This window comes from Plantibacter sp. MPB07 (genome assembly GCF_046619465.1).
GTDB classification, from domain to species: Bacteria; Actinomycetota; Actinomycetes; order Actinomycetales; family Microbacteriaceae; genus Plantibacter; species Plantibacter auratus.
The window spans coordinates 627,582-641,847 of the sequence record NZ_CP177043.1; the positions used below are offsets into that span (position 1 = coordinate 627,582).

Annotated in this window: 15 protein-coding genes, 1 tRNA gene and 1 other RNA gene; 12 read left to right on the forward strand and 5 right to left on the reverse strand. The window is 68.1% G+C overall.

Annotated elements, in window-relative coordinates; genetic code table 11:
* The first annotated feature begins 36 nt into the window (after nt 1-36).
* From ftsE to ACLIME_RS03025, 11 genes are all read left to right on the forward strand, one after another.
* Nucleotides 37-1,347, forward strand: a complete 1,311-nt coding sequence (ftsE, locus tag ACLIME_RS02975) for a cell division ATP-binding protein FtsE (protein WP_411558165.1) — start codon at nt 37-39, stop codon at nt 1,345-1,347.
* A complete protein-coding gene (ftsX, locus tag ACLIME_RS02980; protein WP_064296231.1) occupies nt 1,344-2,258 on the forward strand; it encodes a permease-like cell division protein FtsX in 915 nt (304 codons plus the stop codon). The genes ftsE and ftsX overlap by 4 nt, the downstream gene beginning before the upstream one ends.
* Before the next feature lie 111 nt (nt 2,259-2,369).
* Nucleotides 2,370-2,846, forward strand: a complete 477-nt coding sequence (gene smpB, locus ACLIME_RS02985; protein WP_056007115.1) for an SsrA-binding protein SmpB — start codon at nt 2,370-2,372, stop codon at nt 2,844-2,846.
* A 137-nt stretch (nt 2,847-2,983) separates the two neighbouring features.
* Nucleotides 2,984-3,352, forward strand: a transfer-messenger RNA (tmRNA) gene (gene ssrA, locus ACLIME_RS02990).
* Between the two features lie 137 nt (nt 3,353-3,489).
* Nucleotides 3,490-6,420, forward strand: coding sequence for a Na+/H+ antiporter subunit A (locus tag ACLIME_RS02995; RefSeq protein WP_411558166.1), 2,931 nt, complete (start codon nt 3,490-3,492; stop codon nt 6,418-6,420).
* Nucleotides 6,417-6,896 carry an NADH-quinone oxidoreductase subunit K gene (locus ACLIME_RS03000; protein ID WP_079705596.1) on the forward strand — a complete coding sequence of 160 codons (480 nt, stop codon included), beginning with the start codon at nt 6,417-6,419 and terminating at the stop codon, nt 6,894-6,896. Before ACLIME_RS02995 ends, ACLIME_RS03000 begins: the two co-directional genes overlap by 4 nt.
* Nucleotides 6,893-8,461 (forward strand): Na+/H+ antiporter subunit D, encoded by a 1,569-nt coding sequence (locus tag ACLIME_RS03005; protein WP_079705597.1) that lies wholly within the window; start codon nt 6,893-6,895, stop codon nt 8,459-8,461. Before ACLIME_RS03000 ends, ACLIME_RS03005 begins: the two co-directional genes overlap by 4 nt.
* Nucleotides 8,461-9,030: a Na+/H+ antiporter subunit E gene (locus ACLIME_RS03010; protein WP_192018169.1), complete on the forward strand. Its 570-nt coding sequence runs from the start codon at nt 8,461-8,463 to the stop codon at nt 9,028-9,030. Before ACLIME_RS03005 ends, ACLIME_RS03010 begins: the two co-directional genes overlap by 1 nt.
* Entirely contained in the window at nt 9,030-9,293 is a 264-nt protein-coding gene (locus tag ACLIME_RS03015) for a monovalent cation/H+ antiporter complex subunit F (protein ID WP_411558167.1), read from the forward strand. The genes ACLIME_RS03010 and ACLIME_RS03015 overlap by 1 nt, the downstream gene beginning before the upstream one ends.
* Nucleotides 9,290-9,667: a monovalent cation/H(+) antiporter subunit G gene (gene mnhG, locus ACLIME_RS03020; RefSeq protein ID WP_079705599.1), complete on the forward strand. Its 378-nt coding sequence runs from the start codon at nt 9,290-9,292 to the stop codon at nt 9,665-9,667. The genes ACLIME_RS03015 and mnhG overlap by 4 nt, the downstream gene beginning before the upstream one ends.
* A gap of 15 nt (nt 9,668-9,682) precedes the next feature.
* Nucleotides 9,683-10,051, forward strand: a complete 369-nt coding sequence (locus ACLIME_RS03025; protein ID WP_411558168.1) for a hypothetical protein — start codon at nt 9,683-9,685, stop codon at nt 10,049-10,051.
* Here ACLIME_RS03025 and ACLIME_RS03030 read toward each other — a convergent pair.
* Entirely contained in the window at nt 10,048-11,031 is a 984-nt protein-coding gene (locus ACLIME_RS03030; protein WP_079706267.1) for a DNA topoisomerase IB, read from the reverse strand. The two genes, ACLIME_RS03025 and ACLIME_RS03030, sit on opposite strands and share 4 nt — an antisense overlap.
* A 63-nt stretch (nt 11,032-11,094) precedes the next feature.
* Entirely contained in the window at nt 11,095-11,898 is an 804-nt protein-coding gene (locus tag ACLIME_RS03035) for an inositol monophosphatase family protein (RefSeq protein WP_241160860.1), read from the reverse strand.
* A gap of 147 nt (nt 11,899-12,045) precedes the next feature.
* Here ACLIME_RS03035 and ACLIME_RS03040 point away from each other — a divergent pair.
* Nucleotides 12,046-12,121: transfer RNA gene (locus ACLIME_RS03040), tRNA-Lys, on the forward strand.
* 382 nt (nt 12,122-12,503) lie between these two features.
* Here ACLIME_RS03040 and ACLIME_RS03045 read toward each other — a convergent pair.
* The 3 genes from ACLIME_RS03045 to ACLIME_RS03055 form a co-directional block, all read right to left on the reverse strand.
* Entirely contained in the window at nt 12,504-13,058 is a 555-nt protein-coding gene (locus ACLIME_RS03045; RefSeq protein ID WP_411558169.1) for a hypothetical protein, read from the reverse strand.
* A gap of 148 nt (nt 13,059-13,206) precedes the next feature.
* Nucleotides 13,207-13,395, reverse strand: coding sequence for a hypothetical protein (locus tag ACLIME_RS03050; protein ID WP_079705603.1), 189 nt, complete (start codon nt 13,393-13,395; stop codon nt 13,207-13,209).
* A 4-nt stretch (nt 13,396-13,399) separates the two neighbouring features.
* A complete protein-coding gene (locus tag ACLIME_RS03055) occupies nt 13,400-14,233 on the reverse strand; it encodes a sugar phosphate isomerase/epimerase family protein (RefSeq protein WP_241160861.1) in 834 nt (277 codons plus the stop codon).
* Between the last annotated feature and the right edge of the window lie 33 nt (nt 14,234-14,266).

Here is a 14,266-nt window from a genome sequence, read left to right on the forward strand (position 1 = left end):
CGTAATCGGCAGGTCGCTCCTTAAGCTCAAGGAGCCATGATTCGGTTTGATCACATCTCCAAGAAGTATCCGGGAACCTCGCGTCCCGCGCTCAACGACGTCGATTTCGAGATCCTTCGGGGAGAGTTCATCTTCCTCGTCGGTGCCTCGGGGTCGGGGAAGTCGAGCTGCCTCCGCCTGATGCTCAAGGAGGACAAGCCGAGCAAGGGCAAGATCCATGTGCTCGGCCACGACCTCGGTTCCATCTCGAACCGCAAGGTGCCCTACTTCCGGCGCAGCCTCGGGGTCGTGTTCCAGGACTTCCGACTGCTGCCGAGCAAGACGGTCTACCAGAACGTCGCCTTCACCCTCCAGGTGATCGGCAAGTCGCGCGGCTTCGTCCAGGAGGCCGTCCCCGACGTCCTCAAGATGGTCGGACTCGACGGCAAGGCGCAGCGCCTGCCGCACGAGCTTTCCGGCGGTGAGCAGCAGCGCGTCGCCATCGCCCGCGCGATCGTCAACAAGCCGCAGATCCTGCTCGCCGACGAACCGACCGGTAACCTCGACCCCGCCACCAGCGCCGGCATCATGCAGTTGCTGGAGCGCATCAACGCCGGTGGGACGACGGTCGTCATGGCCACGCACGAGGCCGGCTTCGTCGACCAGATGCAGCGTCGTGTGATCGAGCTGCAGGACGGCCAGATCGTCCGTGACGAACGCCACGGTGGATACGGCACGACAGCGGCCATCCCGGGTCTCGTCAGAGGATCCTCCAAGGCTGCCGTCCCGTCGGCACAGACAGCTCCCGCAACGGCCTCGACCCCCGTCGCGCCCGCCGTCGAGACCTCCTCGGTTCCCGTGACGACCACGACCTCGTCCGTCGCTGCCGGCTCCGAGCCCACGACGAGTGCCGTTGCCGCAGCCGCGGTCGCCGCCACCGCCGCCACGCCGACCGCTCCAGCGGCACCGACCGCGCCCGCCGCGGTCTCGCGCGAGACCACGCCGCGGGCCGACACCGACGAGGTCGTCACCCGGGTGTCCGGCTCGACGCCGACCCAGGAACCGGCCGTAGCACCCGTCGCCGAACCTGAGACCCCGGCGACGCGGGTCGAGGAATCGACCCCGGAAGCACCCGAGGCCGAGCCGACGACGCCGGAAGCGGAGCCCGCCGTGCCACCGGCGGCTGCGGTCCCGGAGGTCGCGCCTCCGCAACGCCTGAGCAACGCCACGGGCCCCATCGGGCTTCCGGCACGCAACGAGATCGACCCGATCGAGGTCGAACACCTGTCGCTCGCCGAGCGGCTCGGCCTGCGTGCCGCGGCGCGCGGCACTGAAGACGGAGAGCAGAACGTGGGGCCGACCAAGTGAGACTCGCACTGATCTGGTCCGAGGTCTGGAACGGCCTGCGTCGCAACGTCTCGATGGTCGTCTCCGTCGTGCTCGTGACGTTCATCTCGCTCACCTTCGTCGGTACGGCCGTCCTGCTGCAGATGCAGATCGGCCAGATGAAGAACTACTGGTACGACCGCGCACAGGTCGCGATCTACCTCTGCACCGCCGACAGCGCGGGCGACACCTGCGCCGCCGGCGCCGCGACCGAGGAGCAGCGCGCCGCCGTCCAGAGCGCCCTGGAGTCGTCGACCCTCGCCCCCTTCGTGGACAAGTTCTACTTCGAGGACCAGGCGCAGGCGTTCACGAACTTCCAAGAGCAGTTCAAGGGCAACGACATCGCACAGTTCGTCACGGCAGACCAGCTGCCCGAGACCTTCTGGGTGAACATGAAGGACGCCTCGCAGTCCGACGTGCTCGTCGAGGCGTTCTCCGGCGTCGCGGGCGTGGAGCAGGTGACGGATCAACGCCAATACCTCGACCAGATCTTCTCGGTCCTGAACATCGCCAGTTACACGGCGATCGGGATCGCAGCACTCATGCTGGTCGCCGCAGCCCTGCTGATCGCGACGACCATCCGATTGTCGGCGTACTCGAGACGCCGGGAACTCGGCATCATGCGATTGGTCGGTGCGTCGAACCGGTTCATCCAGACACCGTTCATCCTCGAGGGTGTGTTCGCCGCGCTCATCGGCTCCATCCTCGCGGCCGGGGCGGTGATCACCATCGTCCAGGTGTTCGTCCAGGGATACCTGGCGGACCGCATGCGGTACGTCAACTTCGTCGATCTCGGCGACGCCTTCGTGGTCCTCCCGATCCTGCTGCTCGTCGGCGTGCTGTTGGCGGCGATCTCGGCCAACTTCGCGATCTCGCGGTACCTCAAGGTCTAGCGGGGAGGCAGTGCGGCCACCGCGCCGCTCGCTCTGCGTTAGACTGACAGGCTGCCGCGATCGCGGCCGGTCCGTTCCGATGGATCCGAACCAGAACGTCAGGAGTACACCGTGCCGAGGGAACGGGGCGAGAACGTCGTGGCCACGAACCGCAAGGCCCGCCACGACTACACGATCGAGGACACCTACGAGGCCGGCATGGTCTTGACGGGTACCGAGGTGAAGTCGCTGCGAGCCGGGCGGGCGTCGCTCGTCGACGGGTACGCCTTCATCGACCGCCGTGAGGCATGGCTCGACGCGGTGCACATCCCCGAGTACGGCCAGGGCACGTGGACGAACCACCCGCCGCGGCGCAAGCGCAAGCTGCTGCTGCACCGCGAGCAGATCGACAAGATCGCCCACAAGATCGCCCCCGGTGGTTTCACCCTCGTGCCGTTGAAGATCTACTTCAAGGACGGCAAGGCCAAGGTGGAGATCGCCGTGGCGAAGGGCAAGAAGGAGTACGACAAGCGGCATGCCCTCCGCGAGAAGCAGGACACCCGTGAGGCCGCGCGCGCGATGGCCACCAGGAACCGGCTCGGCGAATAGGTGACAGGTGCCCCTCGGGCGCGGTAGACTTGAAAGCTGCACCGCAAGGTGCTCGTTCACCGCTCGCGGTGGATTGACAACTCGACAGCGTATGACAACGACCCTCTTCGCCTCGTTCTCCGAGGCGCTGAGTCCATGGGGATGATCGGTTTCGACATTGCCTGCGAAACTGCGAGAAGCGGGTCGAGGATGCAGGGTTATCTCGTTAACGATCTCTGCAAAACAACAAGTGCCAACTCTAAGCGCACTGACTTCGCCCTCGCTGCTTAAGCGAGCCCGATAGTCCGTCAGACCGAGCGTGTCCCCGTCTCGGATCCTGGCGTCATCTAGGGGACTTGCTGGATGACGGAGCCGCGACGTCATCCGGGACTTTTCTTCGGCTGGGCCCGTCGACCAAGATGCCCTTGTCAATGGTCGGGGCCGAGTAGAACGTATCAAGGGATACGCCCGTAGAAGGCGCAGAATCACAGCAGTGGACGGGGGTTCAATTCCCCCCATCTCCACTTCGGACGTTGTCATACGCTGCCGAGTCGACGACAGGCCCCCGCTTCGGCGGGGGCCTGTCGTCGTTCCTGGGGTCGGAGGGGTACCGACAGGCTGCTAACCTGGGAGTCCAGAGGCCGCCACCACCCGGGAGACCTGCATGGCGACAATCCTGCTCGTTTTTGCTGCGATCGCCGTCGCCACGCCCACACTCACTCGAGTGCTGTCGACGAAGGTCTTCTACGTCATCGCGTGTATGCCCGCGGCGGCATTCGTCTGGACGCTCTCCCAGACCGGCACGGTCACGGCCGGCGGCACGGTCGTCGAGACGATCGAGTGGATCCCGCAACTGAGCATCGCGCTCTCGTTCCGGATGGACACGCTCGCCTGGCTGCTGTCCCTCGTGGTCACCGGCGTCGGTGCTCTCGTATTGCTCTACTGCGGCCGCTACTTCTCCTCGACCGAGCCCGGCCTCGGTCGCTTCGCCGCGCTCCTCTTCGCCTTCGCCGGCACGATGTTCGGTCTCGTGACCGCCGACGACATCATCGTCATGTTCATGTTCTGGGAGATCACGAGTGTGCTCTCCTACCTGCTCATCGGGCACTACACCGATCGCAAGGAGAGCCGCGGTGCCGCGCTCCAGGCGCTCCTGGTGACGACCTTCGGCGGGCTCGTCATGCTCGTGGGCGTCATCATGATCTCCGTGCAGGCGCAGAGCACCTCGCTCGCCTCGATCGTCGAGCAGGGCCTGACCGGCCCCGCGACCACCGTCGCCATCCTCCTCATCCTCGTCGGCGCGATCTCGAAGTCGGCGCTCGTCCCGTTCCACTTCTGGCTGCCGGCCGCGATGGCCGCACCGACGCCCGTGAGCGCATACCTCCACGCTGCGGCGATGGTGAAGGCAGGGATCTACCTCGTCGCGAGGCTCGCACCCGGGTACGCCGACACGCCGGGCTGGGACGCGATGCTCGTCGGCCTGGGCGTCCTCACCATGGTCGCCGGTGCTTGGCGGTCGCTGCGTCAGTACGACCTCAAGCTGGTCCTGGCCTACGGGACGGTGAGCCAGCTCGGATTCCTCATGGTCATCTCGGGGTACGGCACCCGTGATTCGGCCCTGGCCGCCGTCGCGCTCCTGCTCGCCCACGCCATCTACAAGGCGGCGCTCTTCCTCGTCGTCGGCATCATCGACCACCGCGCTGGGACGCGTGACTGGAGGCACCTCTCCGGTCTCGGGCGTCAGACGCCGGTGCTCGCCGTCATCGCGGCGATCGCGGTCGCCTCGATGGCCGGCATCCCACCGCTCTTCGGGTTCGTCGCGAAGGAGGCCGTCTTCACCTCACTGCTGGAGGGCGCGCTCGAGGGCGACGTGTGGGGTTGGGTCGCGATCGTCGGGACCGCCGTCGGGTCCGTGCTGACCGTCGCGTACAGCGCCCGGTTCCTCTGGGGCGCCTTCGGAGACCGGCGCGGCGCCGCGCCGACCGAACTGCATGCCGAATCCGGCATGATCATGATCGCGCCGGGCATCCTCGCCGTCGCGACCATCGGTCTCGGCTTCGCGACGAAGCCCATCGACACGGTGCTCGCGCCCTACGCGGACTCCGTGGGGGAGGGCGACTACCACCTCGCGCTCTGGCACGGCCTCGAGCCGGCGCTCGGCATCTCGGCCGTCGTCGTGCTGCTCGGTCTGCTGCTCTTCCGCTGGAGGCTCCCGGTCGCGCGTCTGCAGGACCGCCTGCCACCCCTCGTCGACTCGTCGAAGGGGTACTGGGCGGCGACCCAGGGCATCGACCGGCTCTCGGCGAAGGTCACCCTGTTCGCCCAGCGCGGCGGGCTCGTCCAGTACCTGTCCACCATCCTCGTGGTCTTCGTCCTGACCCTCGGCACGATCGCCCTCCTCGGGCGCGCCTGGCCGGGTGAGATCCGCCTGTGGGACTATCCCGCCCAGGTGGCCATCGCCTTCATCATGGCGACCGCGGCGATCGCGGCCGCCCGCGCGAAGCAGCGCATGGCCGCCGTGCTGCTCGTCGGCGTCACCGGGTTCGGGCTCGTCGCGCTGTTCGCCCTGCACGGCGCTCCCGACCTCGCGCTGACGCAGGCCCTCGTCGAGACGATCACGATCGTGGTGTTCGTCCTCGTGCTCCGCCGACTCCCGGCCAAGATCGCCCAGCGGAACGCCCCGGTCCACCGCGTCCGTCGGGTCGTCATCGGCACGCTGACCGGCCTGGTCATGGGGCTCATCGGGGTCATCGCCCTCGGCGCTCGACAGGCCGAGAGCATCGCGACCGAGCTACCCAGGCTCGCCGTCGAGGAGGGCCACGGCAAGAACATCGTCAACGTGATGCTCGTCGACATCCGGGCCTGGGACACCATGGGCGAGATCTCCGTGCTCGTCGTGGTGGCCACCGGTATCGCGAGCCTGCTCTTCGTCTCACAGCGGGGCGCCGAGGTCCCACGCCTCAGCGGTGCGCGGCGTCGACGGATCCCGGGCCTCCGATCCCAGGTCGTGTCGGACCCCCATCTCGCGGACAGCGAGATGGAAGCACCTCGCGACGCGGTGGGGCGGCACTCATGGCTCATCGGTGGCCGGGCGATCGCCGAGGCGAACCGTTCGATCCTCCTCGAGGTCCTCGTGCGGCTCCTCTTCCACCCGGCGATCGTCGTCTCCGTCTTCCTGCTCTTCGTCGGCCACAACGAGCCGGGCGGCGGCTTCGCCGGCGGTCTGCTCGCCGGCCTCGCGCTCGTGATGCGGTATCTCGCCGGCGGACGCTACGAGCTCGGCGAAGCCGTGCCGATCGACGCGGGCAAGGTGCTCGGCGTCGGACTGCTGCTCGCGGTGGGGACGGCCGTCGGTTCCCTGTTCTTCGGCGGTGAGGCGCTCCAGTCCGCGTACTTCTCGGCCGACGTTCCGATCCTCGGACACCTCTCGTTCGGCACGTCCAGCATCTTCGACATCGGCGTCTACCTCGTCGTCGTCGGACTGGCGCTCGACATCCTGCGCAGCCTCGGGGCCGAGGTCGACCGTCAACAGGAGGAAGCCGACATCGACGAGCAGAGTACGGACGAGTTCTCGGCGAGTGAGGCCGAACAATGAGCGCCTCACTGACCCTCGTCGTCCTGATGGCCGTCATGTACGGCACCGGGGTGTACGTCATGCTCGAGCGGAGCCTCACCAGGTTCCTCATCGGGTTCGTGCTCGTCGGCAACGCGACGAACCTCCTCATCCTGATCATGAGCGGCCCGAGCGGCACCGCACCGCTCGTCACGGGCACCGCCTCCGACGACCGCATGGTCGATCCGGTGCCGCAGGTGCTCATGCTCACGGCCATCGTCATCAACTTCGGTGTGACCGCCTTCATCCTGGCGCTCATCTACCGGACCTGGTGGTTGGCACAGCTCGGCGACGAGGGTGACACCCTCAGCGACGAGCACGCCGACGACACCGAGGCGGCGACGGAGGCGGTCTTCAACCAGGTCGACCTGGACGACGAGGCCATCCAGCGGGTCCTCGACGAGAGCAACGAGCACGGCGACGACAGTCACACGACCAGGAAGGGGGCAGGCGAATGAACGCACTCGTCCCGCTCGTGGTCATGATCCCGCTGATCGGCTCGGCGATCGCGCTCATGTTCCGCAACCGCCGCAAGACGCAGGTGGCGATCAGCGTCGTCGCGCTCACCGCGGTGACCGTGATCAGCGCGATCCTGCTCGCGGCAGTCGACCAGAGCGGCACGATCGTCGTGGAGCTGGGCGGCTGGTCCCCGCCGTGGGGGATCGTGCTCGTCGTCGACCGGCTGTCCGCGATCATGCTGCTCGTCGCGGCCCTGATGCTCCTGGGCGTCCTCATCTTCGCCATCGGTCAGGGCATCGTCGACGGCGATCGCGAGACGCCGGTGTCGATCTTCCACCCGACCTACCTGGTCCTGGCGGCCGGGCTGTTCGACGCCTTCGTCGCGGGCGACCTCTTCAACATGTACGTCGGCTTCGAGATGCTCCTCGCCTCCAGCTACGTCCTCCTCACCCTGGGCGGTACCGGAGCGCGGATCCGCGCCGGCGTCACCTACATCGTCATCAGCCTCATGTCGTCGCTGCTCTTCGTCGCCGCGATCGCCCTCATCTACGGCGCGACGGGCACGGTGACGATCGCCCTCGTGGCGGACCGGGTGCGCGACCTGCCGATGGAGGTGCAGGCGATCCTCTGCGCTGCGCTGCTCCTCGGGTTCGCGGTGAAGGCGGCGGTGTTCCCGCTGTCGTTCTGGTTGCCCGACTCCTACCCGACCGCGCCGGCGCCGGTCACGGCGGTGTTCGCGGGCCTACTGACGAAGGTGGGTGTGTACGCGATCATCCGGACCGACACGCTCATCTTCAAGGACGTGCCGCTGGCGACACCGTTGATGGTCATCGCCTTCCTGACCCTGCTTATCGGCATCTTCGGCGCGGTCGCCCAGGCCGACATCAAACGACTGTTGTCGTTCACTCTGGTGAGCCATATCGGCTACATGATCTTCGGCATCGCCGTCGGCGGGGTCGCCGGGACCGCCGCGACGATCTACTACATCGTCCACCACATCGTCGTCCAGACCACGCTGTTCCTCACCACCGGTCTCGTCGAGCGGATCGGCGGGACGACCTCCATCTCCCGCCTCGGCGGTATCCTGAAGGCCTCGCCGATCGTCGGCGTGCTGTTCTTCATCGGAGCGATGAACCTCGGCGGCATCCCGCCGTTCTCGGGCTTCCTCGGCAAGATCGGGCTGTTCCAGGCGGGTGTCGCCCTGGGCGACCCGCTGTCGTACATCCTCATCGCCGCCGGAGCCGCGACCTCGCTCCTGACCCTGTACGCCCTGGCGCGCGTGTGGAACATGGGCTTTTGGCGTGGGAAGGACGAGGTCGCCGGATACTCCTCGCCGTTGCTCGACCAGCTCGCGGAGAGCCCCGAGGACTCTGGCTCGGTCGACACCAAGACCATCTCGCGCCCGATGATCGGTGCCACGACCGGCATGGTCGCGTTGACCCTCGCCCTGACGGTCTTCGCGGGGCCGCTCTTCGGACTGGCCACGCGCGCGGCGGAGAACATCGAGGACCCGGACAACTACATCACCGCGGTCTTCCCCGACGGAACGGAGCACCTGAAGTAATGCAACCGTCACGTCGTCGCGCCCTGTTCAGCCAGGCCCTCCTCCTGGCCGGACTCATCCTGCTCTGGTGTCTCCTGTGGGGGATGTTCGACCTGCTCACCCTCGTGACCGGCCTCGGGGTCGCGTTGCTGGTGTCGTTCCTGTTCTACCTGCCGGCCGTCGAGCTGAGCGGCCGCATCAACCTCTGGCGGACCGCGATCTTCCTGGGCAAGCTCCTCGTCGACATCGTGCGGGCGAGTGCGGAGATCGCGTGGCTCGTCCTCAAGCCGAGGTTCCGGTCCAGTAACGCGGTGATCGCGGTCCGTCTGCGGACGACCTCCGACCTCATCATGAGCTGGACGGCCGAGGCGGTCTCGATCGTCCCCGGCTCGATCGTGGTCGACCTCGACCGCACGGCCTCGACGCTCTACCTGCACGCGTTGAACGTGCATGACGACGCCGACATCGACGAGGTCATCGCCGAAGTCCTCGGAACGGAGCGACGGCTCATCCTCGCGATCGGTTCGCGCGCCGAGGCCGACGCCCTCCGCCACGACCATGACCACGTCTCGATCGGAAGGGGGCAGTGATGCTCGTCGTGATCATGATCGTCTCCGTGCTGTTCGGTGCCGCGGCCCTCGCAGCGGTCTACCGGATCATCCGCGGGCCGAGCCTCCTCGACCGCGTGATCGCCTCCGACGTGCTCGTCGCCACCGTCATGTGCGCGATCGGGGCCGAGATGGCGATCAACCGTCACACGGACGGCCTGCCGGTCCTCCTGGCGCTCGCGATGTTCGCGATCGTCGGCTCGGTCAGCGTCGCGCGCTTCATGTCGAAGCAGGACGACGCATGAGCGGCGAGCTGATCCGCGACATCGTCACCGGTGCCCTCGTGCTCGTCGGTGCCATCATGTGCTTCGCCGCCGGCGTCGGTCTCCTGCGCTTCCCCGACGTGTTGTCCCGCCTGCACGCGGCGACCAAGCCGCAGATCCTCGGGCTCATCGCGATCATGGCGGACGTCGCCGTCTCGAGCCCGACGGTCGGGACGATCACGATCGCGATCGCGATCATCGTGTTCCAGAGCCTCACCGCGCCGATCTCCGCGCACATGGTCGCACGGGCGGCGTACCGGAGCGGCAACTTCGACGCGGCCGTCCTCGTCCGCGACGAGCTCGCGGGACGCGAAGAACTCGGCGAGGAACGACATCCCGGCCACACGCCCGAATAGCGGCACAATGTCCCCATGGGAATGCTCATCTACGGGGCCGGCGACGAGTACGAGATCGAAGACCGCGCGCTCGCGCACCTGAAGGCCGTCATCGGGGCGAAGCTGCGCCGACAGGAGAGTTTCTTCCTCAGCTGGGCGAACGATCCCGAACACGGTTCGGGACGACGGTCGCTCTGGTTGTCCCCGAGCATCCCGCTGCAGTTCCGCTTCTTCGGGAGCCGCCCGCCGGAACTCAACCGCGCGTGGCTCGAGGTCCTCTCGGATTCATCGCACACCCCGCGAGGGCTACAGCTCATCCCGGAGTCCGAGGTCGAGGGGCACCTCGCGGGGAACGGGGCGTCGCGCGACGCGGGCACCGAGTCCCACGACCAGGACCACGGCTAGGACGATTCGTCCGTCCCCACGAGCAGGACACGGAGCGCCGTCTCCGGTGAGCCGCGACCGTCCGGAGGGATCGTCTCGCCGTGCGTATAGCGATCGACGACCCGCGGGTCGACGTAGCTGGACTTCGCGATCGCCGGGGTGTTGCCGAGGACCGCTGCGGCGTCGCGCATGGCCTGTGCGATGACCTTCGAGCGTGCCGTCTTACTCTGCACGGGTCCGGCCTTCGCCAGGCTCTCCGCGGCCGCGACGGTGCCGTGCAGCGTCCGGAAGTCCTTCGCGGTGAACTCGCCGTTCGTCTGCGCCCGGACGTAGTCGTTGATCTGGCTCGCCTGGAGGTGGCGCCACCGGTTCCCGTCCTTCCAGGCCAGGAGGCGGGCGTGCGGTCCACGGCGCTTCAAGGAGCGGATGAGCGAGGCCAGATCGGCGTCGACGATGTCGGACTCCCAAGGCTGTCCGCTCTTCGCCGGGAACTTCAGCGCGACGGTGTCGCCGCTCACACGAGCGTGCGCTCCCTCGAGGGTCGACAGGCCGTGACTGCCGTTGGCCTCCGCATACTGCTCGCCGCCCACGCGCAGGGAGCCGGTGTCGAGCATGCGGAACGCGCCGGCTGACACCCGTGCCAGCGGGTATCCCTCGAGCCGGAGGTCCCGGGTGACCCGACCTCGCGCGGCAGGGAGCGCCTCTGCGAGGGCAAGGGCGCGGTCGAACTTGCTCCGGTCCTGACGCTCGCGCCAGGACGGGTGGTAGAGGTACTGCCGTCGCCCGGCTGCATCGATCCCCGTCGCCTGGATGTGCCCGTTCGCGTAGGGGGTGATCCAGACGTCGTTCCACGCCGGAGGGACCACCAGGCCGTCGATCCGTGCCCGGATCTCCTGATCGTCGAGGAGCGAACCGTCCGGCATTCGATAACTGAAACCGCGCCCGGATCGAACCCGTCGGATGCCCTGTCCGTTCACGTCGCTGCGCCTCAGTCGTACCATTTGCCCAGGCTACGACGCGGTCGGATCCCGCTCGGCGGGCTTGCGCGGTGCCGTGCGCTCGTGTCAGCCGACGGGTGGCAGCTCGGCGAGGAAGGCGTCGTGCAGGCGCCCGTTCGTCGCGAGGGAGCTGCGCGTGGAGATGGTCTCGATGCCGTCGATGTCCGTGAAGCGGCCGCCGGCCTCGAGGACGATCGGCACGTGGGCGCCCAGGTCGTACTCCTGCACGCCGAATTCGGCCACGGCGTCGATCGAGCCCTCAGCGAGCAGCATGTAGGGCCACATGTCACCGATGGCCCGATCGCGCCACAGGGAGCCGCACAGGGCCAGCAGCTGGGGGATCCGCCCGACCGAGGCCCACTGCGCGATGCTCTGGAAGCTGAAGGACGCGTCGGCGAGGTCGGAGACCCCCGAGACGGACAGCCGGCGTGGGGTGGTCTCGCCGAACCGGACGCCCCACGCGCCGTGTCCGATGGCACCCCACCAGCGGGCGTGCATGGCGGGTGCGCTCACGACGCCGACGACAGGTACGCCGTCGACGGCGAGGGAGATGAGTGTCGCCCAGTTCGAGACGCCGCGGAGGAAGTTCGCCGTCCCGTCGATCGGGTCGACGATCCACTGCCGATCCGTCGGGCCCTGCGCGCCGTACTCCTCGCCGAACACGCCGTCGTCCGGGCGCTCGGTCTCGAGGATGCCGCGGATGGCGCGTTCGACGGCGAGGTCGGCGTCGGTGACGTGCGAGCGGTCCGGCTTGGTGGAGACCTCGAGGTCTCGGGCCTCGAAGCGGTCCATCGCGATGCGGTCGGCCGCGTCGGCGAGCCGGAGCGCGAGATCGAGGTCGGCGGGGGAGACGGTCACGGGTTCGGTCACCTCTCCAGGATAGGGTCGCGCGGGCCGGATCGAACGACGCTCGTGGGGTCGGCGACGTGCCGCCGCGACACGCCGACCGGCTCGATTTCGCACCCGGGCCAGTTGGGTGCTAGTGTCATATCTCGGTTCGGAACACTCCGAAACCACGCACCTCTAGCTCAATTGGCAGAGCAACTGACTCTTAATCAGTGGGTTCCCGGTTCAAGTCCGGGGGGGTGCACCACACCAGCAACGGCCTCGTCTCGGACGGGGCCGTTCTGCGTTTCGGCTCGACTCGCGTTCGGGCTTACGGCCCGACGAAACGCTCCGGTGACGTTTCGCGACAGCTCCCGTCCGATTCGCGTCATCGGAACCGAGTAGAGCGCGGGCATGAGACCCTGGAAGGGTCGGCAGCATGGCGGGATCGGGTCCTGCCCTTGCCGACGAAAGCCTCCGCGTGGTCACCCCACCGTGCGGAGCAGAGCGACGGTCGGGCATTCGTGCCCACCAGCGCCGTGACGCCTCATCGATTCGGGTTCGATGAGGCGTCATGCCCGCTCAACGGCCCGGTACGACGAAACGGCCGTCCACCGGAGTGGACGGCCGTTGTCGACGTGCGTGGCCGGTCAGGCGACCGAGCTGCGGCGCGCCGGCACCGGGTTGACGAGGCTCGCGTCGATGAACTCGGGTTCGGCCCAGACGGTGATGGGGTAGTGCTGCGGCTCGAGGAGGGTTCGCTCGACGAGCGTCGGCTCAGTGTCGTCAGCCGCGGCATCGGTCTGCGCCTCGGACGGCGCGTCGATCGTCTCGGTGATGGCGGCAGGTTCCTCGACGACGGCCGGCTCGATGACCTCGACGGTCTCGACCTCGTCGGCGACATCGACCGCGGACTCCTCCTGGCCACGAGACCAGAGCCGCCATCCGCGCGCAGGAGCGGCCTCGGCACGGACCGTCACCGCAGCCTGCTCGAGGTCGATGTCCGTCGCGATGTCGTGGGCGAGCTGCTGGGCGTAGACCTCGTGGAAGATCTCATCGCCGGAGCTCGGGGTGCGGCGCGACAGCACCCAGGCACCGTTGGCACCGAGCTCGCTCGCCAGTCGAGCGTGGACGAGGTCGAACAGCTGCTTCTCGGTCAGCTTCGATGCGGAGACTGGTGCTGCGTGGCGTCGGCGACCGAACATGGCGGGCCCTTCATCGAAAGCGGATCATCCGTGAGGCTGGACTGCCTTCATTGTCGATCACGAGGCGCGGAACGACGCGGAGACACGCGGGTGAGCGCCCCAATTCTCGGGTTCTCCGGGCGCTCGTGGTAGCGCGGTCGGCGCGACCTCAGCGGCCGATCTCAGCCTGCTTGCTGTCGTCGAGCACCGAGCTGATCGCGAGGGCGAGCGAGATGCCCCAGCTCACCCAGAGGAGGGCGAGCTTCCAGTCCCGCGGTCCCTGTCGGGTCGCCTGGAGGGCGGAGATCCCGCCGAAGACCGTGGAGATCATGCTGCCGTTGAAGAGGAATTTGCGCATGACTTCACGCTAGCCGGTAGGGGAGGCCCCCCGCATCCGGGCTTTCCTTCGGGTTCTCGCCTGTGCTAGCGAATGCACGCTTCGCGAAGGCCAGTGAGGCGCGCAGCTGGCTGAGGCGGAGCGCGTCGCCACCCGTCGCGGGCAGGTGCACCTCCGCGACGATGCTTCCCGACCAGTCCGCCGCGCGCAGCAGCTCGAGGACCTCGGCGACCGGCTGCTCACCGTCGCCCGGGAGGAGGTGCTCGTCGAGGAAGGCACCCCGCGGCGACGGTGCGGTCCCGTCGCACAGGTGCACGTGGCGGAGGCGGCCGCCGTAGCGGGTCGCGATCTCGAGCGAGTCCTCACCCGCGAGGGCCGCATGGGAGAAGTCGAGCGTCAGGGCGGCGCAGGCGAGCGGGGCCGGGTCGTAGCCGAAGGCGAACGGCTGCACCCGGAGCCCGCGGCTCTGGAAGCACGCCATGTTCTCGACGGCCAGCTCGAGTCCGTGCGTCTCGCTCAGCTCGGCGACGAGGTCGACGAAGGCGTGCGCGTAGCGCCGCTGCCAGCGGAACGGCGGGTGGACGACGACGGTCGACGCGCCGACGGCGGCGGCGAGCTCGGCCGAGCGGCGGAGCTTCTCCCGATGGTCGCGGCCCCAGACGAACGCGGTCCGGGTCAGGACCGGCGCGTGGATCGACAGGATGTCGAGCCCGGTCTCGGCGGCGAGGGCGCGGAGGGCGTCGGCGTCCTGCGTGACGCGGTCCTGGGTCACCATGACCTCGACGCCGTCGTAGCCGGCTTCGGCGGCCAACTCGAACGCGCGCCGGGTTCCCAGCGGGTAGACGCAGGAGGTGCTCATGCCATGGCGGATCATCAGCGCAAGCATATGCTC

Excerpts from the sequence above, each read along its gene's own strand:
- ftsE (WP_411558165.1), top strand. The coding sequence starts at position 37 with ATGATTCGGTTTGATCACATCTCCAAGAAGTATCCGGGAACCTCGCGT.
- ACLIME_RS02995 (WP_411558166.1), top strand. The coding sequence starts at position 3,490 with ATGGCGACAATCCTGCTCGTTTTTGCTGCGATCGCCGTCGCCACGCCC.
- ACLIME_RS03000 (WP_079705596.1), top strand. The coding sequence starts at position 6,417 with ATGAGCGCCTCACTGACCCTCGTCGTCCTGATGGCCGTCATGTACGGC.
- ACLIME_RS03005 (WP_079705597.1), top strand. The coding sequence starts at position 6,893 with ATGAACGCACTCGTCCCGCTCGTGGTCATGATCCCGCTGATCGGCTCG.
- ACLIME_RS03010 (WP_192018169.1), top strand. The coding sequence starts at position 8,461 with ATGCAACCGTCACGTCGTCGCGCCCTGTTCAGCCAGGCCCTCCTCCTG.
- ACLIME_RS03015 (WP_411558167.1), top strand. The coding sequence starts at position 9,030 with ATGCTCGTCGTGATCATGATCGTCTCCGTGCTGTTCGGTGCCGCGGCC.
- mnhG (WP_079705599.1), top strand. The coding sequence starts at position 9,290 with ATGAGCGGCGAGCTGATCCGCGACATCGTCACCGGTGCCCTCGTGCTC.
- ACLIME_RS03025 (WP_411558168.1), top strand. The coding sequence starts at position 9,683 with ATGGGAATGCTCATCTACGGGGCCGGCGACGAGTACGAGATCGAAGAC.
- ACLIME_RS03030 (WP_079706267.1), bottom strand. The coding sequence starts at position 11,031 with ATGGTACGACTGAGGCGCAGCGACGTGAACGGACAGGGCATCCGACGG.
- ACLIME_RS03045 (WP_411558169.1), bottom strand. The coding sequence starts at position 13,058 with ATGTTCGGTCGCCGACGCCACGCAGCACCAGTCTCCGCATCGAAGCTG.
- ACLIME_RS03050 (WP_079705603.1), bottom strand. The coding sequence starts at position 13,395 with ATGCGCAAATTCCTCTTCAACGGCAGCATGATCTCCACGGTCTTCGGC.
- ACLIME_RS03055 (WP_241160861.1), bottom strand. The coding sequence starts at position 14,233 with ATGAGCACCTCCTGCGTCTACCCGCTGGGAACCCGGCGCGCGTTCGAG.